The sequence below is a fragment of the Kribbella sp. DT2 genome (assembly GCF_049844575.1).
Taxonomy (GTDB): domain Bacteria; phylum Actinomycetota; class Actinomycetes; order Propionibacteriales; family Kribbellaceae; genus Kribbella.
On the sequence record NZ_JBNCLH010000010.1, the window covers coordinates 200,459 to 226,539 of the forward strand.

The window sequence follows — 26,081 nt, forward strand, 5'->3', positions numbered from 1 at the left end:
CGTCACCGCCGACCGATCCTGACCGGGGTTCGGTAAAGATCGCTTCAGATTGCTGTCAGTAGCGCCCTCTCGGAACGCAGTTCGCGCGGCATGTTCCAGCCCAGAACAGCGCTCACCCGACCGCCGGAAACGTAGTGCGCGAGGAACTTCCGTACGCCTGGATCGCCCTGTACGACGACCAGCCGCGCGTCCGGCGGAACCACGCCGTACACCTGGATCCTCGCGTCGTACTGGTCGGTCCAGAAGTACGGCACCGGATCGAACGAAATCTCCTGCCCCGCGATCCGGCGCGCCGCGCAGACCGCCTGCTCGGTCGCGTTGAACCGGTGCTCCAGCCGCAGCGAGGTGCCGAAGCGTCGACTCGTCCACCGCGCCACGTCCCCCGCCGCGTGCACCCCGGCAGGCGCCTCATCACCCAGCACGCCGTCCGCGCACGGCAAGCCCGATGTAACCAACCAGTCGGTTGCCGGGCGCGAGCCCACAGCGACGAGGACGGCGTCCGCCTTCACGACCGAGCCGTCTGCCAGCTCGACACCTTCCACCGCAGACTCACCGAGCAAGCGCGTCACGCCGGACCCACCAAGCACCCGTACGCCGTTGGCCGCGTGCAGCTCGCCGATCATCCAGCCCAGCTCGGCCCCCAGCTGCACAGCCATCGGCGCCGGAGCCAGGTCGACCAGCGTCACCTCACACCCGAGCTGCCGAGCCGCAGCGGCCGTCTCCGAGCCGAGGAACCCAGCACCGACGACTACTACCGCCGAGGCGTCCACCAGCGACTTCCGCAGCGCCACCGCGTCGTCCAGCGTCCGCAGCACGTGGACGCCGGCCAGGTGATGTCCCTCCCGGAGCCGGACGGGCTGCACGCCGGTAGCCACGACCAGGTGGTCCCAGCCGACCTCCTCGCCGGTCGCCAGCTCGACGACTCGCCGTGAGAGGTCCAGTCCGGAGGCACGCGACCCCAGGCGCAGGTCGATGCCCTGCTCGGCGTACGTCGTACTGGGCCCGAAGCTGGTCCGCTCGGCCGGCCAGCTGCCGAGCAGGACCTGCTTGGACAGCGGCGGCCGGTCGTACGGGAGGTGCGGCTCGTCGCCGATCACCGTGATGCTTCCGGCGAAGCCCTCGCGGCGCAGCGTCTGTGCGGTCGTGGAGCCCGCTGCCGAGGCTCCTACGACTACAACATGCTCCATCACTCGGCCAGGTGGATGGCCCGGGCCGGGCAGAGCAGCGCGGCCTCGCGGGTGGCGTCGTACTCGGCGGCCAATGGCTCCCGCAGCAGTACGGCGACGCCGTCCTCGTCACGCTGGTCGAAGACGTCCGGTGCGGCCAGCACGCACTGCCCGGCCGCGACGCACCCTTCCTGGTCGATCTCGACGTTCATCAGTTGGCCTCCCAGGTGACCGGCAGCTCAGCGAGCCCGTAGACCAGGGCGTCGTGCTTGAACTTGATCTCCTCGAACGGCACGGCCAGCCGCAGCGTCGGGATCCGCGCGAACAGCCGGGTGTAGACCTCGCTCAGCTCGACCCGCGCGAGCTGCTGCCCGAGGCACTGGTGCGGGCCGAACCCGAAGGCCAGGTGCGCGGACGCCTTGCGGGTCAGGTCGATCCGGTCCGGGTCGGGGAAGACGCTGGTGTCCCGGTTCCCGGCGGTGATCGCGGCGATCAGGTACTCGCCCGCCTTGACCGTCTCGTCGCCGATCGGGATGTCGTCGAGCACGTGGCGGAACAGGCCGAACTGTACGACGGTCAGGTACCGCAGCATCTCCTCGACCGCGGCCGGTGCGATCTCCGGCTGCTCCCGCAGCTGCTGCAGCTGGTCGGGGTTGCGCAGCAGGGCCAGCGTGCTCAGCCCGATCATGTTGGCCGTCGTCTCGTGACCGGCGATCAGCAGCGTGATGCCGATCGACACCAGCTCGGGCACGGTCAGCGGTGTGCCCTGGTCCTCGGCGCGGGTGATCAGGCGGCTCAGCAGGTCGTCGGCCGAGCGGTCCTCCTGCTTCGACATGACCAGCTTGGCCATGTACTGCTGGAGCTCCTCGCTGGTCTGCAGCTGCTCCTGCTGGGTCCGCTTCACCGAGAGCAGCAGCGCCGACCAGTGCTGGAACTGGTCGCGGTCGTCGTACGGGACGCCGAGCAGCTCGCAGATGACCAGGGACGGGATCGGCAGCGCGAACTGCTCGACCAGGTCGACCGGTCCGCCGGCGGCGAGCATCTTGTCGAGGTGCTGCTCGACCAGGTCGACGATGCGCGGCCGGAGCGCCTGCACGCGCTTCACGGTGAACTCGGCGGTCAGCAGCCGGCGCAGGTGCGCGTGCCGCTCGCCGTCGTTCTGCAGGATCGAGCCGGAGTCGACCTCACGCTGCAGGTCCGCGTGCGGCGACATGTGCGCCGAGGGAGCCGAGCGGGAGCTCAGGTTCGGGTTGCTGAGCACCTCGCGCACCTCGTCGTACCGGCTGACGACCCAGGCGTCGACGCCGAGCGGCGTGGACACCTTGGTGGGCTGCTCACCGGCCAGCAGGTCGGTGTAACCAGTGGCGGGGTCGAACGGGCACCCGGTCGGCCGGATGTGAGGAAAGGCAGTCATCGAACCTCCATAATCTGACAGTGACTACCATATGACTGTAGGTACTGCTTTTCAAAAGGCAGTAAGTTGGGACGATGGGGCTTCGTGAGCTGAAGCGGGAACGGACCCGCCGGCTGATCTCGGACAAGGCTTTCGAGCTGTTCACCGACCACGGTTTCGGCCGGACCACGGTGGAGCAGATCGCCGCGGCGGCCGAGGTCGGGCCGAGCACGCTCTACCGGTACTTCCCGACCAAGGAGACGCTCGTTCTCGAGTTCGTCGAGAACAGCCTGTTCGGCGCGCTCGACTGGTTCCGCGAGCAGCCCGCCGACCTGGAGCTCCCGGACGCCCTCGAGCAGGTGATCGGCCGCGTCCTGGACCAGATGGACAGCAACCCCGACCGGGTCCGCGCCGTCTACGAACTGGCCGGCCAGACCCCGTCGCTGAGCGCCCACCTGACCGACGCGATCTGGCGCTGGCGCAAGGACCTCAGCGTCGAGCTGGTACGACGCTCGTCCGGCACCAGCACCGAACTGACCGCCAAGCTCGCCGCCGGCACGACGATGAACATCATCGAAATCGTGGTGGAGACCTGGGTCGACCACCCCAACGGCCCCACGGTCAAACAGCTCGCGGAAAAAACCCTCGAACTCTTCCGCGACAACACCATCCCCCTCCCCAGGGCCCGTCAGTAACTGTTGGCACAATCCCCGCATGACCTCTGACCTGGATCCGTCCACCGTTGTCGTGCACGCCGGACGTCCCGAGCGGGTGCCCGACGCGCCGCTCGGTGGATCGCCGGTGTTCAGCTCGACGTACATCGCCGGCGGCGACCGCGGCTACGGCCGGTTCGACAACGACGCCTGGGCCGCGTTCGAGCAGACCCTCGGCGCGCTGGAGGGCGGTCGCGGCCTGACCTTCGCCTCCGGCATGGCCGCCGCGGCCGCGGTGATGGACCTCGTACCGGTCGGCGGTCTGGTCGTCGCACCCCAGCACGCCTACAGCGGCGTACTGGGTCTGCTCGACCAGCAGGCGGCGACCGGCCGGCTGAACCTCCAGCGCGTCGACATCACCAACACCGACGAGGTCACGGCCGCGGTGGAGAGCGCCGACCTGCTCTGGATCGAGTCGCCGACCAACCCGGCCATGGAGGTCGCCGACCTCCCCGCGCTCTGCGCCGCGGGCCGCGCGGCCGGCGCGCTGATCGTGGTCGACAACACCTTCGCCACCCCCCTGCTGCAACGCCCGCTGACCTTCGGCACCGACCTGGTGATGCACTCCGCGACCAAGTTCATCGCCGGCCACTCGGACGTCGTACTGGGTGCGATCGTCACCGCGAACGACGACCTGTGGACGACGCTGGAGTCCAAGCGCCGCAACCTCGGCGCCGTCCCCGGCCCGATGGAGGCCTGGCTGGCGCTGCGCGGCCTCCGCACCCTCGCGCTGCGCCTCGAGCGCGCCCAGTCGAACGCCGCCTTCCTCGCCGAGCGCCTGCTCGAGCACCCGCGGGTCAGCCGCGTCCGCTACCCCGGCCTGCCCGACGACCCGGGCCACGAGCGCGCCAAGGCCCAGATGTCCGGCTTCGGCGCGATCCTCGCGATCGAGCTCGGCGGCGACGCCGAGGGCGCTCAGCGCGTCTGCGAGTCCACCAAGCTCTGGGTCCACGCGACGAGCCTCGGCGGCGTCGAGTCGATGCTCGAACGCCGCCGCCGCTGGCCCGCCGAGGTCCCGACGATCCCGGCCGACCTGATCCGCCTGTCGGTCGGCATCGAGCACCCCGACGACCTCTGGGCCGACCTCGACCAAGCCCTCAAGGCTTGACCCGTACGACGCCCGCCTAGTCCTTCGGCTTCCGCAGGACCGGCGCGCCGATCACCGTCACCACGCACAGCACCACCGGCAGCACGAACGCCACGTTCAACGGCATCCAGTGCGCCAGCCCGCCGATCAGCGCCGGTCCCGCCAGCAACCCGACGTACCCGAGCCCCACGACCCGAGCCATCAACGCTCCCGATGCCCTCGGGTCCAGGTTCCCCGCCGCCGTGAACAGCTGCGGCACTCCCCCGGCCAGCCCGAGCCCGAACAACGCCCAGCCGGCCAGCCCGACCGCGACCCACGGGCTGACGATCACGACGGTCAACCCGACGGCGGCCAGCGCCGCGCCGTACCGGACGATCGCCATCGCCCCGATCACCGCGGCGACCCGGTCGGTCGCGAACCGCCCGATCGTCATCGCGACCGCGAAGGCGCCGTACGCGTAGGCCGCCGTACTGGTCGAGGTGCCCAGCACGTCGCGGAACTGCAGCGCCGCCCAGTCGTTCGCGACGCCCTCGGCCAGCATCAGCCCGAAGGCCAGTCCACCCAGTGCCCAGACCAGCTTCGCCGGCGGCTTCCGCGACGGCAGGTCCTCCTCGTCGTGCTCCTCGAGCACCTCCGCCTCGATCAGGAACCGACCGGTCAGCAGCGACACCACGACGAGCAGCGCCCCACAAGCGCCGAGCGTCACCTCCGTCGGTACGTCGGCCCGCAATGTCATCGCGCCGATCAACGCGGCGATCGCGCCGCCGATCGACCACATCGCGTGGAAGGCCGCCATGATCGGCCGCGGGTAGGCCCGTTCGACCACCACCGCGTGCGCGTTCATCCCGACGTCGAGCGACCCGTTGGCGAACCCGAGCACGATCAGCGTGAGCCCGAGCGTCCACCACGAGTGCGTGAGCCCGGGCCCGAACAGCGACAAGCCGAGCAGCACACCGGACGCCGGCACGAGCCGCCGTTGGCCGACCTTGTCGGCCAACGGGCCGGCCACTTGCATGCCGAGGAACGCGGCACCGCCGAGGACGAGCAGCAGGAGCCCGAGCGTGCTGTGGGTGATTCCCGTCGCCTGCTCGATGTTCGGGATGTGCACGACCCACAGGCCGATGGCGAAGCCGTTGACGCCGAAGTACACCCAGGTCGCGATCCGGGCCGCCCGCGGTGGGGCGGCGACGAGCGTGCTCAAGAGTTCTGGTCCAATCTCGGTGTTCCGGCGACCTGCACAAGTACGCCGCGCTCGGCCAGCGCGGCCCGCTCGTCCAGCGGGGCCGACGGGTCGGTGATGATCAGGTCAGGTCGATCGGCCGGGCAGACGTAGGCCAGGGCCGCCCGTTCCCACTTCGCGCCGTCGACGAGAGCGATCGAGCGCGTCGCGACGGCAAGGGCCTGCAGCTTCACCTCGGCGTCGCCGAGGTCGTAGGCGGTCAGTCCGGCTTCCAGGCTGAACGCGCACGGACTCAGTACGGCGACGTCGAAGCGCAGCGCGCGCAGCGAGGCCAGCGTCAACGGCCCGACCAGCGCCTGCTCGCCCTTGCGCGGCTCGCCGCCGGGCAGCAGCAGCCGGATCCCGGGGTAGTCGACGAGCTCCTGCGCGATCTGCAGCGACAGCGGCATCACCGTCAGCGTGCGGCCGCGCAGCCGCCGGGCGACCTCGAGCGCCGTCGTACCGCTGTCGAGCACGATCGAGTCGCCGTCGCGCAGCTGGTCGACGGCCGCCGCGGCGATCACCTGCTTGGCCTCGACCGCCGCGGTCGAGCGCGCGGCGAACGGCGGCTCGACACCGGCCGGCATCACCGAGACCGCGCCACCGTGGACGCGCTTGAGCACGCCCTGCGCGGCCAGGTAGTCGAGGTCGCGGCGGACCGTCATGTCCGAGGCGCCGGTCAGCTCGACCAGGTCGGAAACCGCGATCCGGGTCTCGCCCCGCAGCCGTTCTACGATGACTCGCTGACGTTCGGCACTCTTCACGGCACCGAATCTAACATGTCGTTCTGTGCGTTCAAACATTCCGCCTGTTGATATGGACTTCCTTTGACGATCGATGAGGTACGGCGCGCCCGCGTCGCGGTGGCCGTCGTGTTCTGCGTGCACGGCGCGGTGACCGGCTCGTTCGCGACCCGCGTGCCGTGGATCCAGGACCACGCCGGCGTCAGCCCCGGCCAGCTGGGGCTCGCTCTCGCGTTCCCGGCGCTGGGAGCGGCGATCGCGATGCCGCTCGCCGCCCGGGTCAGCCACCGCTTCGGATCCCGTACGGCGTTGCGCGGGCTGCTCGCGCTCTGGACCCTGGCCCTGATCCTGCCGTCGCTCGCACCGAACCTGATCGCCCTGTGCGGCGCCCTGTTCGTGTACGGCGCGACCGCCGGCATGGCCGACGTCGTGATGAACGCGCTCGGCGTCGAGGTCGAGCGGCTGCTGAAGAAGTCGATCATGTCCGGCCTGCACGGGATGTGGAGCGTCGGCGCACTGATCGGGTCGGGCATCGGGACCGTCGCCGCGCACCTCGAGATCAACGCGCAACTGCACCACCTGGTGATGGCACTCGTCCTGACCGTGCTCGGTGCGTTCGCCTGCCAGTCCGTGCTCAACCTCCACCCGACCGAGGAGGAGGAAGCGCCACCGCGCTTCGCGCTGCCGCCGAAGTCCGCGCTGCTGATCGGCGCCGTCGGTTTCTGCGCGGTCTTCGCCGAGGGCGCGAGCCTGGACTGGTCGGCCGTCTACCTGGAGGACGTGCTCACCACCTCGGCCGGCGTCGCGGCCGGAGCGACCACCGGCTTCGCGCTGACGATGGCCGTCGCGCGGCTGGTCGGCGACGCGGTGGTCGACCGGTTCGGCGCTGTTCCGACGGTCCGGGTCAGCGGCGTGATCGCGACGCTCGGCGGCGTGCTCGTCGTACTGGCTCCGCATCCGGCCGTCGCGATGGCCGGCTTCGGACTGCTCGGGCTCGGCATCGCCGTGGTCGTCCCGTTGGCCTTCGCGGCCGCGGGCAAAGCGGGTCCCAACCCGAGCCAGGCCATCGCGGGCGTCGCCACGGTCACGTACGCCTCCGGGCTGGTCGCGCCGTCGATCATCGGCGGCATCGCGCAGGCGAGCAGCCTGACGTTGTCGTTCATCGTCGTCACGGTGCTCGCGACCGGGCTGGCGCTGTTCGCTCCGGTGCTTGCTCCTCGCCGTACGGGTCGCAGCGTCACTGGTTCTGCTTGACGGTCTCGATCAGCGCGTACGACGCTCGCGCGGCGGCGTCCGGGTCGCCCGCCGCGATCGCCTCGAACACGTCGAGGTGGGCGGCCCGCAGCTGAGGATGCTCGGGGAAGTGCGCGCTCGCCTCGATGGACTCGGCGAGCAGGCCGGCCATCGCGTCGTACAGGCGCAGGAGGATCGGGTTGCCCGAGGCCTCGACGACGCCCCGGTGGAAGGCGGTGTCGGCGACGACGAACGCCTCCAGGTCAGCCGTGTCGTTGGCGGCGTCGCGCGCCTCGACGGCAGCGATCAGCCCCTTGAGCCGGTCCGGGCTGGGCCGCCCCGCCGCGAGCCGGGCGGCCGCCGCCTCGATGCCCGCGCGGGCATCGAAGACCTGGTCGAGCGCCGAGAGCTCGTCGCGCAGGAGTACGCCGCTGATCTCGTCGGTCGCGCGCACGTAGGTCCCGTCCCCCACGCGCGGTTCCAGCAACCCCGTCAGGCTCAGCGACCGCAACGCCTCGCGGACAGTCCCCCGACTGACCCCGAGCTCCGTCGCGAGCTGGTTCTCCCCGGGAATCCGCGTGTCCCGCGCCCACTTCCCCGACTCGATCAGCGCCCGGAACTGATCCGCGACCTGCTGAACCAAGGGCACCTGCCGTACAGGCCCATTCAATGACATAGTCTGTAAATGTAGGACATCTTCACGAGGGAGGGAAGCACCAGTGGCACTGTCAGCCGCACCGGTCGCCCGGCAGTACTCACCACTGGTCACCGCGACCGCCTTCATCGTCGCGCTCAGCCTGAGACCAGCACTGACCGCAGTCGGTCCCGTGCTCCCGAGAATCGGCGTCGACCTGCACCTCGGCGAAGGCATGCTCGGTCTTCTCGGCACGCTCCCCCTGCTCGCCTTCGCGTTCGCCTCGCCGCTCGTCCATCTCCTCTCCCGCCGCTTCGGCATGGAGCGGACGGTCTTCGTCTCGCTGCTCGTCCTGGCCGTCGGCACCGCCGCCCGCCCGTACACAGGCCTGGCCGGACTCTGGATCGGCACGGTCGTGGTCGGCGCGGCGATTGCCGTCGGCAACGTGCTCGTCCCGGTGATCCTCAAGCGCGACTACGCCGCGAACGTCTCCCGCGCGACCGGCGTGTACACCGCGTTCATCACCGGCGGCGCCGCGGTCGCCTCGCTGGTCGCCGTACCGATCGCGAACGCCGCAGGCTGGCGGCTCGCACTCGCGGTCTGGGGCGGTCTCGCCGTACTGGTTGCTTTGGCGTGGTTGCCGCGGACGATCTCACCGGCCCCGGTCCCACCCGCACCGACGACCGACGAAGCCCCGCCGGTCAGCGTCTGGCGGCAGCCGATGGCGTGGCTGGTCACGTTCTACATGGGCCTGCAGTCGACGAGCTTCTACCTGCTCGTGAACTGGCTGCCGACGATCGAGATCTCGAACGGGATCTCGGAGCGGACCGCCGGCGTGCACATCTTCTTGTTCCAGTGCTTCGGCCTGATCGGCGGACTCAGCATCCCCTGGCTGATGAAGCACCCGACCAACCAGCGCCCGGGCACGATCACCGCGAGCCTGCCGATCCTGGTCGCGCTGCTCGGCCTCCTGCTGCTGCCCGATCTCGCGCTGCTCTGGGTCGTGCTCGCCGGGCTCGGCCAAGGTGCGGCGCTGGTTGCCGCGCTCTCGCTGATCAGCATCCGCGGCCGCAGCCACCACGAGACGACCCAGCTGTCCGGCATGGCCCAGGCCGTCGGCTACCTGCTGGCCGCGGGTGGACCAGTGCTGGCCGGCCTTCTCACCGAGCGCACCGGGAGCTGGGACACCGCGTTGATCGTCTTCGCAGGCCTGGCAGCGGTCCAGCTGACGATGGGGTACGCCGCCGGCCGCGACAGCCGCTGAGAACTCGTCGCGCCTACTTGCACGCGGCGAGGCGCAACGACCTGTAGGCGCGACCACCAGCAGTTGCCGCCGCCACAGCCACAAGGAGCTCCGGCGGCGGCCGACCGACTACTTCTCCGTGGCGAACGCCGCGTCGAAGGCGGCTTCCGGCTTGTCGAAGGCCAGGTTGCGGATCACGTTGACCGCCTCGGCAGCGCCGACCTTGCGCTCCATGCCGGCGTCCTCCCACTCGACCGAGATCGGCCCGGCGTACCCGATCGAGTTGAGCACGCGGAAGCAGTCCTCCCAGTTCACGTCACCGTGGCCGGTGGAGTAGAAGTCCCAGCCGCGCCGCGGGTCGCCCCACGGCAGGTGCGAGCCGAGCCGGCCGTTGCGCCCGCCGCCGGTCCGCATCCGGGTGTCCTTGCAGTCCACGTGGTAGATCCGGTCCTTGAAGTCCCACAGGAACGCGACCGGGTCGATGTCCTGCCACACCATGTGCGACGGGTCCCAGTTGAGCCCGAACGCCTCGCGGTGCCCGATCGCCTCGAGCGCCAGCGTCGTCGTCCAGTAGTCGTACGCGATCTCCGACGGGTGCACCTCGTGCGCGAACCGCACGCCCTCGGTGTCGAACACGTCGAGGATCGGGTTCCACCGGTCGGCGAAGTCCTGGTAGCCGGCGTCGATCCGGTCGGCCGGGACCGGCGGGAACATCGCGACGTACTGCCAGATCGACGACCCGGTGAAGCCGATCACCGTGTCGACGCCGAGCAACGCTGCGGCCCGCGCGGTGTTCTTCAGGTCGTCGGCCGCACGCTGCCGCACGCCCTCGGCGTCGCCGTCGCCCCAGACCCGGCCCGGCACGATCGCCTGGTGCCGGAAGTCGATCGGGTCGTCGCAGACCGCCTGGCCGACCAGGTGGTTCGAGATCGCCCAGACCTTCAGGTTGTACTTGTCCAGGATGTCCTTGCGGGTCTGGACGTAGTTCGGGTCGTCGATCGCCTGCTGGACGTCGAAGTGGTCACCGGAGCAGGCGATCTCGACGCCGTCGTAGCCGGCCGACGAGGCGAACTCGCAGACCTCCTCGAACGGCAGGTCGGCCCACTGGCCGGTGAACAGGGTGATCGGGCGTGGCATCCGCGGTGCTCCTCAGGGTGAAGTTGTGATCCTGTACGACGTACTGCCTAGTCCTCGACCTCGACCCACGCGGAGTCGGCGGCCGCCGAGCGAAGGACCGCGTCGACCAAGCGGGCAGACCGTGCGCCGGCGGCGAAGTCCGGAAGTCCGTCCGGACGGTCGCCACCGCGCACGGCCGCGTAGGTGTCCGCGACGAACGAGTCGAACGCGTCCTGGTAGCCCTGGGCGTGACCGGCGGGCAGCCGGTTCACGCGGGCCGCGGGCGGGCTCAACGTGTCGGGGTCGCGGGTGAGCAGTTGGCCGGCGGCGCGGTGGCCGACCCAGAGACGGTCCGGGTCCTCCTGGTCGAAGCCGTAGCTCGACTCGGTGCCGGAGACCTCCAGGTAGAGCCGGTTCTTGCGACCGGCGGCGACCTGGCTGACCACGACCGTGCCGACCACTCCGGCCTCCGTACGGAACTGTGCCGTCGCCAGGTCCTCGGTCTTGACGTCCACGCCACCACGCTGCGACCGGACGGTCCGGGTCTGCGCGCTGACCGCGGCGATCCGGTCGCCGGTGACGAACTCGGTCAGGTCGCACCAGTGCGAACCGATGTCGGCGAAGGTGCGCGACGGGCCGCCGGCCGCGTCGTCGACGCGCCAGTTGTCGTCGTCGGCGCCGGCGAGCCAGTCCTGCAGGTAGCTGCCGTGCAGGCTGGTGATCATCCCGGCGTCGCCGGCGGCGATCCGGGTCCGCAGCTCGCGGACCATCGGGTGGTAGCGGTAGACGAACGGCACGGTGGCGACCAGCCCGGCCTCCTGCGCGGCCGCGAGCAGTCCGGCGGCGTCCTGCGCGTTCGTGGCCAGGGGCTTCTCGCAGACGACGTGCTTGCCGGCCTCGAGCGCCTTCAGGGTCACCGGGAGGTGCGTGCTGTTCGGCGTACAGACGTGGACGAGGTCGAGGTCGGCGGCCAGCAGGTCGTCGAGAGTCTCGAATCCCTGCTCGGCTCCGGTCGCCTCGGCCGCGGCCTGCGCGCGTTCCGGGCTGGACCCGATCGCGCCGACGACCCGCGCGCCACCGACCAGCGCGGACCGGCCGTGCACCCGGCCCATGAAGCCGCCACCGATGATTCCGACCTTCAGCTTGTCTGTGGACACGTTCGGGACACTATGTGACACTTTTGAACCCCGTCAAGCAAAAGTCCGCCGACCGACCGACGAAAGTGCGTACGCCGATGACCGACCTCAGCACCACCGCCGCCGAGGCGGGCCCGCTGCTGCGGTTGCTGCTCGACGGACAACCGCGCACGCGCGCCGAGCTGATCGACCTGAGCGGCCTCGCGCGGTCGACGGTGACGGGCCGGATCGAGGCGCTGCTGGCCAGCGGGCTCGTCGTACCGTCCGGTGAAGCGGCGTCGACCGGAGGCCGTCCGCCGGCGCGTTTCCGCTTCAACCCGTCGGCCCGGCTGGTCCTCGCCGCGGACGTCGGCGCGACCCATCTCTCGGTCGCCCTGACCGACCTGACCGGCGCGATGATCGGCAGCCGAACGCTCCCGCTCAACATCGCCGAAGGCCCCGAGGTGGTCCTGAGCGCGATCGTCCGGACCGGCTTGGCGTTGCTGACCGCTGCCGACCGCTCCCCCGCCGACCTCGCAGGCACCGGCGTCGGCCTGCCCGGCCCGGTCGAGCACCGCACCGGCCGCCCGAACCATCCCCCGATCATGCCCGGCTGGGACTCGTACGACGTCGTCGCCCGCCTCGGCGCCGACCTGCCCGGCCCGGTCCTCGTCGACAACGACGTCAACATCATGGCGCTCGGCGAGCACAGCACGGCGTACGCCGACGTCGAGCATCTGCTCTTCGTCAAGGTCGCCACCGGCATCGGCGCCGGCGTCATCAGCGGCGGCCGCCTCCACAGGGGAGCCCAAGGCGCGGCCGGCGACATCGGCCACGTGCAGACGCCCGGCCGCACCGACCTCTGCCGCTGCGGCAACCAGGGCTGCCTGGAAGCCGTTGCTTCCGGTACGGCGATCGCCACGGCTTTGACCTCGTCCGATATTCCAGCAAGTTCAAGTCGGGACGTCGTCGACCTGGTCCGCTCCGGCAACCCCACTGCTACTCAACTGGTCCGCCAGGCCGGTCGGGAGATCGGCTCCGTGCTCGCGACCGCGGTCAGCCTGCTCAACCCGTCGGTGATCGTCGTCGGCGGTTCGCTCTCGCTGGCCGGCGACAGTCTGCTGGCCGGCATCCGGGAGACCGTCTACGCCAGATCGTTGCCCCTGGCCACCACCGAGCTCCGCGTCGTCCCGTCGGCCGCCGGGCCCGACGCCGCCCTGCGTGGCGCCGCGGCTCTCGTCCTCCAGCACACCCTCAGCGCCAGCTGATGGCCAACTCGTCCACGAACGCGATCGCCTGCTCGAGCGCCGCCCCACCGCGCGCGAAGCCGAACCCCCGCCGGCGCCCCTCGTAAACAGCCAGCACCAACCGCAGCTGCGCCCATCGCCGAACGCGCTCACCGTCGACCTCGGCCGCCTCGGCGAACACGTCCAGCTCGCGCCGCAGCGCCTTCACCGGATCATCGGTCGTCATCAGCACCAGTGCCCGAGGCCCGACCAACCTGCCGGCGTCGTACGCCGGATCCCCCACCCACCCCTTCGGGTCGATCGCGAGCCAGTCCTCACGCTCACCCCGCAGAATGTTGCGTGGATGCAGATCCCCGTGCACGACGAGCTCCGGCTGGTGCCGCCCGAGTTCGTCCACGACCGCCAGCGCCGCGCGGACCACCGACGTCGGCAGCGCGTCCGGGAAGTCCTTCGATCCGGCCCGAAGCTGCTCACTCCAGCCATCGGCCTGGTCCCGCAACCGCGGCGGACCCGGAACAGAATGACCGTCCATCGCGCCGCCGTACGGGACGGCCAGCCGACGACAAAGCCGTCCGGCCGCCGCGGCGATCTCGTCACCGTCCTCGAGGTCCGCAAGCCGCGAGGGCCCCGCCCGCTCGAGCAACATCGCGAACCGCTCGTCGTCCCGCTCGTACAGCAGCACCGCGCCCCGCCCACCCCAGATCGCGAACGCCTCCGGCTCGCACGCGTTGCGCGGATCGGGAAAGGACACCTTGAGCACCGCACACCCGACAGCCTCACCCGAGCCCACAGCCTCGCCCGACCCCGCAGCCTCGCCGGACCCCGCAGCCTCAGCCGACCCCGCGACCCCGGCCGCACGCCGTACCGGCACGATCAGCCCGACCTCGCCGTGCATCACCGCACCGTCACGCTCGCACTCCCAGCGCGCCAGCAACTCCTCGACCAGCGCGGGCACCGAAGCCAGCCATACCCGCCCCGGCTCGCCCTCGCGATCGACCGTGGCGCGGGTGAAACTCTCCGGGATCAACCCCAACGTTCCGATTTCGCCGACCGGGAGACCAGGCTGAACAGCATGTCCTTCGGCGTCATCTCCCCCGCGACGACCTTCGTCACGTGCTCGGCGATCGGCATCTCCACGTCGTGCCGGTGGGCGAGCTCGGAGATCGACGAGCAGGACTTCACGCCCTCCGCGACCTGACGGGTCGCACCGGCGATCTCAGCGACGGTCATCCCCTGCCCGAGCTTCTCGCCGAACGTCCGGTTCCGGGACAACGGCGACGAGCAGGTCGCCACCAGGTCGCCGAGCCCCGCCAGCCCGGAGAACGTGTGCTCGTCAGCCCCCAGCGCCGCACCGAGCCGCGCGGTCTCAGCCAGTCCGCGCGTGATCACCGACGCCCGAGCGTTGTCACCGAACCCCAGCCCGACCGCCATCCCGACAGCCAACGCGATCACGTTCTTGGTCGCCCCACCGAGCTCGCACCCGACGACGTCGTTGTTCGTGTACGGCCGGAACACCGGCGAGTGGCACAGCTTCTGCAACCGCGTCGCCGTCCCCTCGTCGGCGCACGCGACGACCGCGGCGGCCGGCTGTCCTTCGGCGATCTCGCGCGCCAGGTTCGGCCCGGACACGACCGCGATCCGCTCCGGCCCGGCGCCGGTCAGCTCGGCGATCACCTCGGACATGCGTTTCGTCGTACCGACCTCGACGCCCTTCATCAGGCTGACCAGCGGCACCGCGGGCGGCAGTACGCCGGCCCAGTCGCGCAGGTTGTCCCGCAACGACTGACTCGGTACGGCGAGCACGATCGCCTCGGCGCCGTCGGCCGCGACGGCCGGGTCGTGCGTAGCGGTGATCGCCTCGGGCAACCGCAGCCCCGGCAGGTAGTCCGGGTTCTCGTGCCGGCTGTTGATCGCCGCGCACAACGACTCCCGCCGCCCCCAGACCGACACCTGGTTCCCCGCGTTGGCCAGCACCGTGGCGAACGCCGTACCCCAGGAACCGGCACCGAACACCGCTACTTTGGTCATTTGTTCTCCTCGTCCTCGGCCTTGGCCTCGCGCAGGTCGAACAGCTCCTTCGGCGGGGTCTGGCCCCGCAGCTCCCCGAGCCCCGCGGCGACCGTCTGCATGATCACCTCGGTTGCCTCGTGCAACAGCTCGTTGGTGATCGGCTGCCCGCGGAACGCGTCCAGGTCGACCGGCGGACCGGCCTTGACCCGCATCGTCTTGCGCGGCAGCAGCCCGACCCGGAACTTCTTGCCGTACGAGTGGAAGACTTCCTGCGCGCCCCAGTTCGCGATCGGGATCACCGGGCAGCCGGTCATCAACGCGATCCGCGCCGCCCCGGTCTTGCCGGTCATCGGCCACATGTCGGGCTCGCGGGTGATCGTGCCCTCGGGGTAGACGCCGACGCACTCACCGCGCTCGACCGCGGCGACCGCGTCCCGGAACGCGTCCGAGGCCTGCGCGGACCCGCGGTACACCGGGATCTGCCCGGCCGCGCTGATGATCTTGCCTGCGATCGGCAGCTTGAACAGCGACGCCTTGCCGAGCAGCCGCGGCACCCGCCGGCACTCCCAGATGTAGAAGCCGAGCACGAACGGGTCGAAGTGCGAGATGTGGTTGGTCACGAACACCACGCCACCGTGCCGCGGCATGTTCTCGCGGCCCTGGAAGTCGGGCTTGGTGAAGACCAGCATGAACGGCTTGACCAGCGCCACCACCAGCCCGAACCAGAACCCGCGCGGTGGGCGGGGATCGTGTCCTGGGCTGTTCACTGATGCCTCCTGTGCGTCGTCCCCGTACGTCATGGAAGAATCTTGCCTGATGGAAGACGTACAGGTCGCTCCCTGGATCCTGGTGGTCCCGGTGAAGCGTACGGCGATCGCGAAGAGCCGGCTCGCTGCGGCCTACCCCCAGCACCGTCCGGAGCTCGCGCGCGCCTTCGCCGCCGACACCGTCGACGCCGCCCTGGCCTCGCCACTGGTGCGCGCCGTTCTGGTCGTCACCGACGATCCCCAGGTCGCCGCCGACGTCACCGCGGCCGGCGCCCACGTCGTACCGGACCTGCCGGCGGCCGGCGCCCACACCGTCTCGGATCTTCCGGCGAACGGCACCAACACCGTCTCGGATCTCCCCGCGAACGGCACCCACGTCGTCCCGGAGCTTCCGCCGAACGGCACCCACGTCGTCCCGGAGCTTCCGGCGAACGGACTGAACGAGGCGCTCGAGCACGGCGCGGCCGTCGCCGCCGCCGAGTTCCCGGGCGCGCGCATCGCGGCGCTCTCCGCCGACCTGCCCGCGTTGCGCCCCGACGAGCTCACCGCCGCGTTGGCTGCCTGTGTCGCCGACCGCAGCTTCGTCATCGACCAACCAGGCACCGGTACGACGATGCTCGCGGCCGCTCCCGGCGTCGCGCTCGATCCCCGCTTCGGCGTCGGGTCCGCCCTGGCCCACCAGGCCTCGGGCGCTGTACCGCTCGACCTCGCGATTCCGTCGGTACGCCGGGACGTCGACACCGCCGCCGACCTCGCGGACGCCGTCCAGCTCGGCGTCGGCCCACGCACCGCCGAGGTGATGTCGATCGTGTTCGGCGCCGTGATCGGCTCCGAAGGCCTCGCCTGCTAGGGCACCGTGATCCTGCTCAGTGCAGCGTGATGAAGTGCACCGCGGTGATCGCGATCCCTTGCCCTGATCCGCTGGTCTCGACGCGCACCCGCTGACCGACGCGCAGGAAGCGCACCGGCGTACCGGCCAGCTCGTCGGCGCTGAACGGCAGCTCGACGCCGGTGTCGGTCAGCACCGCACCGGACCTGGACGCGTCGTCGTAACGGCTCACGGTCGCCTGCATGGCACCACGCTAGGCCATCCGGCGTGATCCCGCGTCCCGACGCCGCCCCCCGCAGCCCGACGCCGCCCTCGCGTCCCGACGCCGTCCTCGCGTCCCGGTGACCCGGTGACCCGGTGACCCGGCAGACGTTGCCGCCGACATCTTCTCGACGGCGCCCGCGCATCGCCCCGAACACGGCGAAGGCCGGTCGCCCCTGGAGTGGGGAGACCGGCCTTCGCTGGTACAGCGGTGCCGCAGTGCTGAAGGTCAGCGGGCCGAGGCGCGCTTGGCCGGAGCCTTCTTGGCGGGGGCCTTCTTGGCCGGCGCCTTCTTGGCGACGGTGGCCTTCTTGACCGGAGCCGCCTTCTTGGCAACGGTCTTGGCCGGGGCCTTCTTCGCCGGGGCCTTCTTGGCGACCGTCTTGGTGGCGGCGGCCTTGGCCGGCGCCTTCTTGGCGGCGGTCTTGGTCGCGACGGCCTTGGCCGGAGCCTTCTTGGCCGGCGCGGCCTTCTTGGCCGGAGCGGCTGCCTTGGTGGCGGTCGCGGCCGGCTTCGGGGCCACCAGCTTCGGCAGCTTCTTCGCACCGGAGACAACGGCCTTCAGCTCCGCACCCGCGCGGAACTTCGGAACCACGGTCTTCTTGGCACGCTTGGTCTCGCCGGTCCGCGGGTTGCGAACCATGCGGGCACCACGCTCGATGGCCTCGAAGGCACCGAAGCCGGTGATGGCGACCTTGCCGCCCTTCTTGGTCAGCTCGCGCTGGACGGTGTCGATCACCGACTCCAGGGCGTGCTGGGCCGAACGGCGATTTCCGTCGAAGTGCACTGCGAGCGCTTCGACCAACTGGCTCTTGTTCACTGTCTTCCCTCCGTGAACGATGGCGTCGAGCACAGCGCTCGATCTCACGTGAACGTTATGGACTCAACAGGCCGTTCACAAACACCAACGCGGCAATTTGGCCTTGTTTTGGGCGATTTGCCCCCGATTTGGCCTCCAAAGGCCCGATCTGGGCTCTTGGATTCCCTTCTGAGCAACGATCCGGCGACCAACGGTGACCCCGGCCACAACCCCGTACGCCGGTGCTCAGCGCCGCTTTCCCCGTAAAGAACGCAGTCCCGACTGGGCCGTGTCGAGCCCGCGGGCGACCGCGCTGTCGCCCTTGCGCTGCCGCAGGGTGTGGCTGATCTTGCCCAGCAACCACTCCACCAGCGGTACGGCGATCGCCAGCACGACCCACATGATCAGCCGCCGGCGCAGGAACAGCCACATCTTTGCCTCCAAGGTCTCAGGATGTCTCGAAGACTAGTGCCCGCGACAGAAACAGCGGGGATGTTTCACAGCCAGCCGCGGCGCTTGAAGACCTGATGCAGACTGCCGCAGACCAACGCCATCAGGCCGATCGCGAACGGGTACCCCCACTGCCAGTGCAGCTCGGGCATCACGTCGAAGTTCATCCCGTACACGGTCCCGATCAGCGTCGGCGCGAACAGGATCGCCGCCCACGCGGAGATCCGCTTCACCTCTTCGTTCTGCGCGTTGCTGGCGACGGTGAGGGACTTCATCTCCTCGTTCTGCTGCTGGGCCACCAGGGTCGCGTTCACGGTCAGGATGTCGCGCAGCAGCTCGCGGAAACCGTCCACCCGCTCGACCACCTGGGTGACGTGGTCGGCGACGTCGCGCAGCGACCGCTGCAGCTCCTGGTCCACGCCGTACTTGTCGAACCCGGCCCGCAACGAGTCCAGCATCCCGATCAGCGGCCGGGTCGCACGCTGGAACTCGATCACCTCACGCGACAGCTCGTAGATACGCCGCGACACCTTCGGGTCGCCGCGGAACACCTCGGTCTCGATCTCGTCGATGTCGTTCTCGAGGCCCGCGACCACCGGCGCGTACCCGTCGACGACCTTGTCCATGATCGCGTACAGAACCGCTTCGGTGCCTTGCCGCAGCAGCTCCGGATCGCGCTCCACCCGACGCCGTACGGCGGCCAGGTTGGGCGCCTCGGCGTGCCGGACCGTCACCACGAAGTCCGGTCCCACGAACACGTGCACCTCGCCGAACTCGACCTCCTCGGTCGCGTCCCGGTACCGCGCGGCCTTCAGCACGACGAACAGGGTGTCGCCGTACCGCTCGAGCTTCGGCCGCTGGTGGGCCTGGATCGCGTCCTCGATCGCCAGCTCGTGCAGGTCGAACTCCTGCGCCAGCGACATCAGCTCCCGCCGGTCCGGCCGGTACAACCCGATCCACGCCAGGCTCCGCGGCGCTTCGTGCAGCACCTGGTAGGTGTCGGCCAGCGACTCCGGCGACGCGACCCGGCGCCCCTCGCAGTAGATCGCGCTGTCGACCACCGAATGCCCCTTGGGCTTGCTGTGCACCGGGTGATCGGCCGCCGGCTCGATCGCTTCCGGGGCGGGCGCGGCCGGCCCTCCGGCGTACCGGCGAGCAGCGGCCCGCAACGACGGCGTACGGCCAAAGGCACGAAGGGTGCGCAGGCGCAGGTCGGACATGAGTCCTCCAGGGTTTGTTGCAGACGGGAGCGACGACGACGTCTGCCCGACCCCCGCGGCTCACCGCCGCGCACCACAACACACCCCGGTTTCGTACGCCGGGGCGGCTGACCTGGAAGAGGAGTTAGTTGCCTCGAGGCCGAGCGAGATCGGTATGTCTGGAGGGGTCACTGGTCATCAGCGCCTCACCTCCTAGATCTCGTCAGCCCGGTTCCTGCAACCCCGCAAGGGTAACACCAGAGTTATCACCCCAGCTGTGCAATCCGTTACGCCCACGTTGACATAGACCCCCACGTGGACTCCTCCGTTCGCTGGCACTCACTACGGTGCCTGCTCCCACCCACCCTTTGTTCAGTTGCGTGCTGACGCACGCGGTGCGCGTGCTTCGCCCGCTTCAAGTGCGCGCTGGCGCGCGGTTCTAGTGCGCGCCATCGCGCTTCACTTACGCGCTGCGCGCTTCATTTTCCGCGCTGTCGCGCGACCACGAGAACGCGCTGACGCGCTGAGTACGCGTGCCGGCGCCCGCTCGGTGGCGCCCTATCGCGCGGCGTGCGTACCTGCTACCGCGCCGGACGCTTGCTCGTTACTGCTCCGACTGTGCGAGCGTGGCCCCGCGACCGCGCTGATCGTTGTCCTCAGCAACCGAGCGAGCTGCACAAGCGACCAACTCGCGTCGAGTGATCGGCGTCCCCACCGACCTCGTGCGGCTCACCGAACCCCCGCCGCGAAGCATCGACGACCCGCTCACCGTGGATCGTCCATCTGGTCGCTTCATGTACATCATCCGCCGCCATGCGCCCACGCTATCGAGGTCCCGCAGCCAGAGCGGCGACTTGTGAAAGCGGCAGACAAGCGGATCGCCTGTGGCCTCGGGGACCAGCATCACTGCTCTGTCAGATCCGCAAGCCGAGCACTGTAGTCAAGAGCAAGGTCCTCGTACCGCATCACCAGCGTCGCGCCTGACAGGCGCGACGCGTCCTTGGCATTGACCTCGGCCTGAAGCAGCCAAGTGTGGCCACAGCCGGGGCCGGCACCACCGATGAATGCGAAGCTGTTGATCTTCAGGCCCTTGCCGTCGTCGATCGTGATTGACGGCCTCCTGTACCGCTCCGCCGCTCGCCCTTCGGCCACTACGCCGACAAACAGGGACTTCCCGCCCGGGCTCAGCCACACTCCGGTATGAAAGACCAAAGTGCCGTCATTTGCTCGGCCGACGGCAGCCGGGCTCAACAGTTGCGTCGGCACTGCGTCTTCTCCTGCGGGCACGAACTCCCTTTCTCTGTGGGCACCGCCACGATAGCCGTCCTCGGCGCCTCCAGCACGGCCCACGCTGCCGGCAAGGGGGCTGAAGCGTAGACCGTGCGCAGGCTCTTCCGCCTCCGAAGGGGCAGGACTCTCGTCCGGCTAACGGCGTCGGCGGATCACGACAAAGGCGACCAGCGCCAGCGTGGCAACGAAGGCGAGGAGGCCGAACGGCGTCGACTCCATGGATTCGACCCAGGCCGCGTCGGGTTCACCGTCACAGTCACAGGGCGTGTAGTGGTCGATGATCAGCCAGGTCACCAACCCCACGATGGCGGCGCCGATCGCAGCAAAACATCCGATGGAGAGACACGAACCGGCGCTGGACCCGGGTTTGCCAGCAGTCGACTCGCTCTCCATCGGACAAAGCTAATGGCGGACAAGGCCACGTGGCCTCGAACACCGACTGGGGCCGCGAACAAGACCTTCCCTGTCCACGGCCCCTGTTCACGCAGTCCGACGCATTGCCGTCCCTAAGCCTTCGCGGGCAGAGTCGCCGGCTTGAACGACGGCCTCGTGGCCTCGTACGTCTCGATGTCGTCGGCGTGAGACAGCGTGATGCCGACGTCGTCGAGCCCGTTGAGGAGCCGGTAGCGCGTGTAGTCGTCGATCTCGAACGGTGCGGACAGGGCGCCGGCGGAGATCGTCTTGGCCTCGAGGTCGACCGTCACCTTCGTGCCGGGGTCCTTCTCGATCGTCGTCCAGAGCTCCTCGACGACCTCCTCGGTGACCAGCGCGGCGAGCAGGCCCGCCTTGCCGGAGTTGCCGCGGAAGATGTCGCCGAAGCGGGCCGAGACGACGACGCGGAAGCCGTAGTCCATCAGTGCCCAGACCGCGTGCTCACGCGAGGAGCCGGTGCCGAAGTCGGGGCCGGCGACGAGCACCGAGACACCCTCGTACTCGGGCTGGTTCAGGACGAACGTCGGATCGTTGCGCCAGGCAGCGAACAGCCCGTCCTCGAAGCCGGTCCGGGTGACCCGCTTCAGGTAGACGGCGGGGATGATCTGGTCGGTGTCGACGTTGCCGCGGCGCAGCGGGGCCGCGGTGCCGATGTGCTGGGTGAAGGCGTCCATGATTCCTTTGTCCTCAGACGTTCTCGGGTACGGCGACCTCGACCGGCGGCAGATCGATCGGCGCGGCGAGGGTTCCGGTGACGGCGGTGGCAGCGGCGACGAGCGGCGACACGAGGTGCGTCCGCCCGCCCTTGCCCTGCCGGCCTTCGAAGTTGCGGTTCGACGTCGACGCGCTGCGCTCGCCCGGTGCCAGCTGGTCCGGGTTCATCCCCAGGCACATCGAGCACCCCGCCCCACGCCACTCGGCCCCGGCGTCCTTGAAGATGACGTCCAGCCCCTCGGACTCGGCCTGCAGCCGCACCCGGCCGGATCCCGGTACGACGAGCATCCGGGTGCCCTCGGCAACCTTCCGCCCGGCCAGTACGCCGGCCGCCGCGCGCAGGTCCTCGATCCGCCCGTTCGTGCAGGACCCGAGGAAGACGGTGTCGACCTGGATCTCCCGCAGCGGCGTACCGGCGGTCAGTCCCATGTACTCCAGCGCCCGCTCGGCCGCGACCCGGTCGTTCTCGGTCGTGAAGTCCGACGGCGACGGCACGTTGGCCGACAGCGGCAGGCCCTGGCCCGGGTTGGTCCCCCAGGTCACGAACGGCGCGATCTCCTCGGCGCGCAGCACGACCTCACGGTCGAACGACGCGTCGGAGTCGGTGGCCAGGCTGTTCCAGTACTCGACCGCGGCTTCCCAGTCGACGCCCTGCGGCGCGTGCGGCTTGTCCTTCAGGTACGCGTACGTCGTCTCGTCCGGCGCGATCATGCCGGCCTTGGCGCCCCACTCGATCGACATGTTGCAGATCGTCATCCGCGCTTCCATCGACAGCGCGCGGATCGCCTCGCCGCGGTACTCGACGATGTAGCCCTGACCGCCGCCGGTCCCGACCTGCGCGATCAGCGACAGCACCAGGTCCTTGGCCGAGACGCCGTCCGGCAGTACGCCGTCGACCGTGACCGCCATCGTCTTCGGCCGGGCCTGCATCAGTGTCTGGGTGGCGAGCACGTGCTCGACCTCGCTGGTGCCGATCCCGAACGCGATCGCGCCGAACGCGCCGTGCGTCGAGGTGTGGCTGTCACCGCAGACCACGGTCATCCCGGGCTGGGTCAGGCCGAGCTGCGGGCCGATCACGTGCACGACGCCCTGGTCGGGGTCGCCGAGGGTGTGGATCCGGATGCCGAACTCCTCGGCGTTCTTGCGCAGCGTGTCGACCTGGGTCCGCGAGACCGGGTCGGCGATCGGCTTGTCGACGTCGTACGTCGGGACGTTGTGGTCCTCGGTCGCGATCGTCAGGTCCGGGCGGCGAACCGCGCGGTTGGCCAGCCGCAGACCGTCGAAGGCCTGCGGGCTGGTCACCTCGTGGACGAGGTGGAGGTCGATGTAGAGGAGGTCGGGTTCCCCGTCGGCGTGACGCACGACATGTGCGTCCCAGACCTTTTCCGACAACGTCCTGCCCATCAGACTTCTCCTTCGGGTGGTGTACTAGGTGCGCTTTCGCTCACAGTGCGCCGAGAAGGGGCGCCAAAGCGACTTGCGTTCCACGATTCGAGACGGCAATATCGTCTCATGGACAACTCTAGCGGAGTCGGCGTTCTCGACAAAGCAGCTCTCGTTCTGTCCGCACTCGAGTCCGGGCCGGCGACCCTGGCCGGACTCGTGGCGGCGACGGGGCTGGCCCGCCCGACGGCACACCGGCTTGCCGTCGCGCTCGAGCACCACCGGCTGGTGGGGCGCGACATGCAGGGCCGCTTCGTGCTCGGGCCGCGCCTGAGCGAGCTCGCCTCCGCTGCCGGCGAGGACCGCCTGCTGGCGACCGCCGGTCCCGTCCTGGCCCGGCTGCGCGACATCACCGGTGAGTCGGCGCAGCTCTTCCGCCGCCAGGGTGAGTACAGAGTGTGCGTCGCGGCCGCGGAGCGTCCGTCCGGCCTGCGCGACACCGTCCCGGTCGGCAGCCAGCTGACGATGGCCGCTGGATCCGCCGCTCAAATACTGCTGGCCTGGGAGGACCCGGAGCGCATGCACCGCGGACTCCACAACGCCACCTTCAACGCCGCGGCCCTGGCCGGCGTACGGCGTCGCGGCTGGGCGCACTCGGTCGGCGAACGCGAGCAGGGCGTGGCCTCGGTCTCGGCCCCGGTCCGCTCCCCTTCCGGCAAGGTGATCGCGGCCGTCTCCGTCTCCGGCCCGATCGAACGCCTCTCCCGCCAGCCCGGCCGCATGCACGCTCCCGCCGTGATGGCCGCCGCCGAGCGTCTCTCCGAAGCCCTGCGCCGCGCCTCGGAGTAACCCCGTACGACAGAAGGCCTGACCGCACACCCCGCGGCCAGGCCTTCTTCTTTTGTCCGCCGGTCCCTCCGCCTTCTTCGGACGCCGGCCCCTCCGCCTTCCTTGGACGCCGGTCCGTCCGCCGGCTTTCTTGCGGCTCGACCACAACTACCCGGCGGCCTCTTGTCCCGTCCCGCGCTCGGGATCACGATGAAATCGGGTTGCGGCCCGTCCGGGCCGGCCCGTGGAGGTCGGCGGATGCCTGGATCAACGGCCGTGGGCGACTGGCTTTCGGTGGGGTGGAAGATGCTCGTCGTGCGCGGCGCGGTCGGCATCGTGTTCGGGATCCTGGCGATCGCCTGGCCGCTGTCGACCGCGATCGCCCTGGCCCTGCTGTGGGGTTTCTGGGCCTTGATGGACGGCCTCGGTTCACTCGTCCAGGCCTTCCAGCCGGAGTCGAGCGGCAGCAGGCTCTGGCTGGTGGTGATGGGCGTGATCGCACTCCTCGCGGCGTTCTTCGCGATCTTCAGCCCGGCGACGACCGCGGTGACCCTGACCTGGATCCTCGGCATCTGGCTGATCGTGCGCGGGGTGTTCGAGGCGATCGGCGCCTTCGGCAGTACCTCGTCGACGCCGCGCTGGCTGCTGCTGCTCAGCGCCGCCCTGTCGGTCCTGATCGGAATCCTCTTCGCGGCCAACCCCGGCGCGGGAGCGGTCACCATCGCCACCTGGCTGGGCATCGCGGCCCTGGCCTGGGGCGGCGTCTTCGTCCTGGGCGGTCTCGCCGTACGCCGGGAGCTCACCGGTCACAGCACCACACCGTTGATGCCCCCAGGCCCGGCCGCACCCCAAGCCTGAAACCAGAAGCGCCTCTCACCCGGAGGTGAGAGGCACTGTTTTCTCTGGTAGCCCCGACGGGATTCGAACCCGCGCTACCGCCTTGAGAGGGCGGCGTGCTAGGCCGCTACACAACGGGGCCAGAGCGTTGTTGCATGGTCCCTACGGACCTGGCAACGAGGAAGAACTCTACCGATTTTCATCGGTCGGGTCCAATCACTCGCTGGGGTACTAGGACTCGAACCTAGACTAACTGGACCAGAACCAGTCGGGCTGCCAATTACCCCATACCCCATAGCTTTTACTGCGATTGTCAGTGCGTTTCGCGCCCTCACAACCTGGCCCGCTGAGCCTATCGCAGCAGGGCGTCAGAAACCAAAACGAGTCCCCGCTGAACCAGGTGTCACTCGCGTCACACCAGTCTCCGGCCCGGTCCACCGACCACCGGCGCGTGCACCAGCGGCAGGTCGCACGTGGTCTGCAGGTCCTGCTTACGCGCCAGCAGTACGGCGACCACACCGAACAGCACGAACTTCGCCACGTCCACCGCCACCAGACCCCAGCCGGCGTCCGACGCGTTCAGACTGGCGTTCACGCTGTTCGTCAGCGCCGCGAACACGAACGTCACCACGTTGTTCGCCGCGTGCGCCGCGATCGACGCCTCCAGCCCACCCGTCCGTACGGCGAGGAAGCCGGCGACCAGCCCGAACGCGAAGCGGTCCAGGAACAAGGCCGGGCTCTCCCACGGCCACACCCCGTGCGCCATCGTGAACAGCACCGTCGTGACCACGACAGCGACCACCGAGCTGCGCACGAACGAGCCGACCGCCTGCAGCAGGTACCCGCGGAAGAAGTACTCCTCCCCCGCCGCCTGCAGCGACGAGGTGAGCAGCACGACGGCGATCACGCCGGCCGCGTCCGCGGCCGCTCCCTTGCCACCCTCGCCGAGCAGGTCGATCCCGCCGACCTTGATCACCCCGAGCATCACCAGTTCGACCACCACGGCGGCCAGGCCGAACCACAGCATCGGCCGCCACCGGATCCGGCCGACCACCGACGACAGCAGTCCCGGCGTCTGGTGGTTCAGCCGGGTCGCGACGACCATCGTCAACGGGATCAGCACGATCAGCGTCAGGTTGGTCGTCAGCAGCCCGAACCACGAGATCGTGCCCTCGGGATCCTTGCGGATGCCGAACCCGATCACCTGGATCACCAGGCTGAGGAACATCCAGCCGGCCAGGACGGCGAACGCGCCGAGCACGACGGTCCAGCCGGCCGTGACCGGGTTGCGCAGCAGCCGGTGGTACGGCTGCGGTCCCGCGTCCCGGGGATCCGCGGTGGACCCGGGACGCGGCGTCGCGTCGTACGGCACG

28 protein-coding genes and 2 tRNA genes are annotated in these 26,081 nt (G+C 69.9%); 8 read left to right on the plus strand and 22 right to left on the minus strand.

All coding sequences use genetic code 11. The features are described 5' to 3' along the window. Positions 1–44: 44 nt before the first annotated feature. Genes ACLQ2O_RS35075 through ACLQ2O_RS35085 form a run of 3 tightly spaced genes read right to left on the minus strand, consistent with a single transcriptional unit; the run spans position 45 to position 2,580 of the window. Positions 45–1,187, minus strand: a complete 1,143-nt coding sequence (locus tag ACLQ2O_RS35075) for an NAD(P)/FAD-dependent oxidoreductase (protein ID WP_425840689.1) — start codon at positions 1,185–1,187, stop codon at positions 45–47. Continuing rightward, positions 1,187–1,378: a ferredoxin gene (locus ACLQ2O_RS35080; protein WP_425840692.1), complete on the minus strand. Its 192-nt coding sequence runs from the start codon at positions 1,376–1,378 to the stop codon at positions 1,187–1,189. Before ACLQ2O_RS35080 ends, ACLQ2O_RS35075 begins: the two co-directional genes overlap by 1 nt. After that, on the minus strand, positions 1,378–2,580 hold the full coding sequence (locus tag ACLQ2O_RS35085; protein WP_425840695.1) for a cytochrome P450: 1,203 nt from the start codon (positions 2,578–2,580) through the stop codon (positions 1,378–1,380). The genes ACLQ2O_RS35080 and ACLQ2O_RS35085 overlap by 1 nt, the downstream gene beginning before the upstream one ends. Positions 2,581–2,654: 74 nt before the next feature. Here ACLQ2O_RS35085 and ACLQ2O_RS35090 point away from each other — a divergent pair, with 74 nt between their 5' ends. Both ACLQ2O_RS35090 and ACLQ2O_RS35095 read left to right on the plus strand, forming a co-directional pair. Next, positions 2,655–3,254: a TetR/AcrR family transcriptional regulator gene (locus tag ACLQ2O_RS35090; RefSeq protein ID WP_425840697.1), complete on the plus strand. Its 600-nt coding sequence runs from the start codon at positions 2,655–2,657 to the stop codon at positions 3,252–3,254. 19 nt (positions 3,255–3,273) lie between these two features. Next, positions 3,274–4,380 (plus strand): trans-sulfuration enzyme family protein, encoded by a 1,107-nt coding sequence (locus tag ACLQ2O_RS35095; RefSeq protein ID WP_425840700.1) that lies wholly within the window; start codon positions 3,274–3,276, stop codon positions 4,378–4,380. A 16-nt stretch (positions 4,381–4,396) separates the two neighbouring features. Here the strand turns inward: ACLQ2O_RS35095 and ACLQ2O_RS35100 are convergent, their stop codons facing one another. Together ACLQ2O_RS35100 and ACLQ2O_RS35105 are read right to left on the minus strand one after the other, a co-directional pair. Then, complete coding sequence (locus ACLQ2O_RS35100) at positions 4,397–5,560, minus strand: MFS transporter (protein WP_425840703.1); 1,164 nt, start codon at positions 5,558–5,560, stop codon at positions 4,397–4,399. After that, positions 5,557–6,342: a DeoR/GlpR family DNA-binding transcription regulator gene (locus ACLQ2O_RS35105; RefSeq protein WP_425840707.1), complete on the minus strand. Its 786-nt coding sequence runs from the start codon at positions 6,340–6,342 to the stop codon at positions 5,557–5,559. The genes ACLQ2O_RS35100 and ACLQ2O_RS35105 overlap by 4 nt, the downstream gene beginning before the upstream one ends. A gap of 63 nt (positions 6,343–6,405) precedes the next feature. On the opposite strand from ACLQ2O_RS35105, the gene ACLQ2O_RS35110 reads away from it, so the two are divergent. Next, a complete protein-coding gene (locus tag ACLQ2O_RS35110) occupies positions 6,406–7,575 on the plus strand; it encodes an MFS transporter (RefSeq protein ID WP_425840710.1) in 1,170 nt (389 codons plus the stop codon). Here ACLQ2O_RS35110 and ACLQ2O_RS35115 read toward each other — a convergent pair. Beyond that, a complete protein-coding gene (locus tag ACLQ2O_RS35115) occupies positions 7,559–8,230 on the minus strand; it encodes a FadR/GntR family transcriptional regulator (protein ID WP_425840713.1) in 672 nt (223 codons plus the stop codon). The two genes, ACLQ2O_RS35110 and ACLQ2O_RS35115, sit on opposite strands and share 17 nt — an antisense overlap. 43 nt (positions 8,231–8,273) lie before the next feature. On the opposite strand from ACLQ2O_RS35115, the gene ACLQ2O_RS35120 reads away from it, so the two are divergent. Then, positions 8,274–9,452: an MFS transporter gene (locus ACLQ2O_RS35120; RefSeq protein ID WP_425840715.1), complete on the plus strand. Its 1,179-nt coding sequence runs from the start codon at positions 8,274–8,276 to the stop codon at positions 9,450–9,452. Positions 9,453–9,560: 108 nt separating this feature from the next. Here the strand turns inward: ACLQ2O_RS35120 and ACLQ2O_RS35125 are convergent, their stop codons facing one another. Together ACLQ2O_RS35125 and ACLQ2O_RS35130 are read right to left on the minus strand one after the other, a co-directional pair. Further along, positions 9,561–10,568 carry a sugar phosphate isomerase/epimerase family protein gene (locus ACLQ2O_RS35125; RefSeq protein ID WP_425840718.1) on the minus strand — a complete coding sequence of 336 codons (1,008 nt, stop codon included), beginning with the start codon at positions 10,566–10,568 and terminating at the stop codon, positions 9,561–9,563. A 47-nt stretch (positions 10,569–10,615) separates the two neighbouring features. Next, entirely contained in the window at positions 10,616–11,704 is a 1,089-nt protein-coding gene (locus ACLQ2O_RS35130; RefSeq protein WP_425840721.1) for a Gfo/Idh/MocA family protein, read from the minus strand. Positions 11,705–11,781: 77 nt separating this feature from the next. Between ACLQ2O_RS35130 and ACLQ2O_RS35135 the strand changes: the two genes are divergently transcribed. Beyond that, positions 11,782–12,930 (plus strand): ROK family protein, encoded by a 1,149-nt coding sequence (locus ACLQ2O_RS35135; RefSeq protein WP_425840724.1) that lies wholly within the window; start codon positions 11,782–11,784, stop codon positions 12,928–12,930. Here ACLQ2O_RS35135 and ACLQ2O_RS35140 read toward each other — a convergent pair. Genes ACLQ2O_RS35140 through ACLQ2O_RS35150 form a run of 3 tightly spaced genes read right to left on the minus strand, consistent with a single transcriptional unit; the run spans position 12,917 to position 15,686 of the window. Then, positions 12,917–13,936: an aminoglycoside phosphotransferase family protein gene (locus ACLQ2O_RS35140; protein ID WP_425840727.1), complete on the minus strand. Its 1,020-nt coding sequence runs from the start codon at positions 13,934–13,936 to the stop codon at positions 12,917–12,919. The genes ACLQ2O_RS35135 and ACLQ2O_RS35140 overlap by 14 nt on opposite strands. Continuing rightward, the gene (locus ACLQ2O_RS35145) at positions 13,933–14,937 is read right to left on the minus strand and encodes an NAD(P)H-dependent glycerol-3-phosphate dehydrogenase (protein WP_425840730.1); all 1,005 of its coding nucleotides are present in this window, start codon (positions 14,935–14,937) and stop codon (positions 13,933–13,935) included. Before ACLQ2O_RS35145 ends, ACLQ2O_RS35140 begins: the two co-directional genes overlap by 4 nt. After that, positions 14,934–15,686, minus strand: a complete 753-nt coding sequence (locus tag ACLQ2O_RS35150) for a lysophospholipid acyltransferase family protein (RefSeq protein WP_425840733.1) — start codon at positions 15,684–15,686, stop codon at positions 14,934–14,936. The genes ACLQ2O_RS35145 and ACLQ2O_RS35150 overlap by 4 nt, the downstream gene beginning before the upstream one ends. A gap of 49 nt (positions 15,687–15,735) precedes the next feature. Between ACLQ2O_RS35150 and ACLQ2O_RS35155 the strand changes: the two genes are divergently transcribed. After that, positions 15,736–16,536, plus strand: a complete 801-nt coding sequence (locus ACLQ2O_RS35155; protein WP_425840735.1) for a 2-phospho-L-lactate guanylyltransferase — start codon at positions 15,736–15,738, stop codon at positions 16,534–16,536. A gap of 16 nt (positions 16,537–16,552) precedes the next feature. On the opposite strand, the gene ACLQ2O_RS35160 is transcribed toward ACLQ2O_RS35155, so the two are convergent. The 8 genes from ACLQ2O_RS35160 to leuC form a co-directional block, all read right to left on the minus strand. Continuing rightward, entirely contained in the window at positions 16,553–16,759 is a 207-nt protein-coding gene (locus ACLQ2O_RS35160; protein WP_425840738.1) for a hypothetical protein, read from the minus strand. Between the two features lie 246 nt (positions 16,760–17,005). Continuing rightward, complete coding sequence (locus tag ACLQ2O_RS35165; RefSeq protein ID WP_425840741.1) at positions 17,006–17,596, minus strand: HU family DNA-binding protein; 591 nt, start codon at positions 17,594–17,596, stop codon at positions 17,006–17,008. A gap of 225 nt (positions 17,597–17,821) precedes the next feature. After that, positions 17,822–18,019 (minus strand): hypothetical protein, encoded by a 198-nt coding sequence (locus ACLQ2O_RS35170; RefSeq protein WP_425840744.1) that lies wholly within the window; start codon positions 18,017–18,019, stop codon positions 17,822–17,824. Between the two features lie 53 nt (positions 18,020–18,072). Beyond that, positions 18,073–19,245, minus strand: coding sequence for a magnesium/cobalt transporter CorA (corA, locus tag ACLQ2O_RS35175; protein ID WP_425840747.1), 1,173 nt, complete (start codon positions 19,243–19,245; stop codon positions 18,073–18,075). An 882-nt stretch (positions 19,246–20,127) separates the two neighbouring features. After that, on the minus strand, positions 20,128–20,490 hold the full coding sequence (locus ACLQ2O_RS35180) for a hypothetical protein (RefSeq protein WP_425840750.1): 363 nt from the start codon (positions 20,488–20,490) through the stop codon (positions 20,128–20,130). A 159-nt stretch (positions 20,491–20,649) separates the two neighbouring features. Then, a complete protein-coding gene (locus tag ACLQ2O_RS35185) occupies positions 20,650–20,907 on the minus strand; it encodes a hypothetical protein (protein ID WP_425840752.1) in 258 nt (85 codons plus the stop codon). A 113-nt stretch (positions 20,908–21,020) separates the two neighbouring features. Then, positions 21,021–21,620 carry a 3-isopropylmalate dehydratase small subunit gene (gene leuD / locus ACLQ2O_RS35190; RefSeq protein WP_425840754.1) on the minus strand — a complete coding sequence of 200 codons (600 nt, stop codon included), beginning with the start codon at positions 21,618–21,620 and terminating at the stop codon, positions 21,021–21,023. Between the two features lie 13 nt (positions 21,621–21,633). Next, on the minus strand, positions 21,634–23,064 hold the full coding sequence (gene leuC, locus ACLQ2O_RS35195) for a 3-isopropylmalate dehydratase large subunit (protein WP_425840757.1): 1,431 nt from the start codon (positions 23,062–23,064) through the stop codon (positions 21,634–21,636). A 108-nt stretch (positions 23,065–23,172) separates the two neighbouring features. Between leuC and ACLQ2O_RS35200 the strand changes: the two genes are divergently transcribed. After that, complete coding sequence (locus ACLQ2O_RS35200; protein ID WP_012922430.1) at positions 23,173–23,892, plus strand: IclR family transcriptional regulator; 720 nt, start codon at positions 23,173–23,175, stop codon at positions 23,890–23,892. A 237-nt stretch (positions 23,893–24,129) separates the two neighbouring features. Beyond that, positions 24,130–24,729, plus strand: coding sequence for an HdeD family acid-resistance protein (locus ACLQ2O_RS35205; protein ID WP_425840760.1), 600 nt, complete (start codon positions 24,130–24,132; stop codon positions 24,727–24,729). Between the two features lie 45 nt (positions 24,730–24,774). Here ACLQ2O_RS35205 and ACLQ2O_RS35210 read toward each other — a convergent pair. The 3 genes from ACLQ2O_RS35210 to ACLQ2O_RS35220 form a co-directional block, all read right to left on the minus strand. After that, positions 24,775–24,850 (minus strand) — tRNA-Glu (locus ACLQ2O_RS35210). A gap of 81 nt (positions 24,851–24,931) precedes the next feature. Continuing rightward, positions 24,932–25,003, minus strand: a tRNA-Gln gene (locus ACLQ2O_RS35215). A 117-nt stretch (positions 25,004–25,120) separates the two neighbouring features. Beyond that, entirely contained in the window at positions 25,121–26,080 is a 960-nt protein-coding gene (locus ACLQ2O_RS35220; RefSeq protein ID WP_425840762.1) for a CPBP family intramembrane glutamic endopeptidase, read from the minus strand. Position 26,081 lies beyond the last annotated feature (1 nt).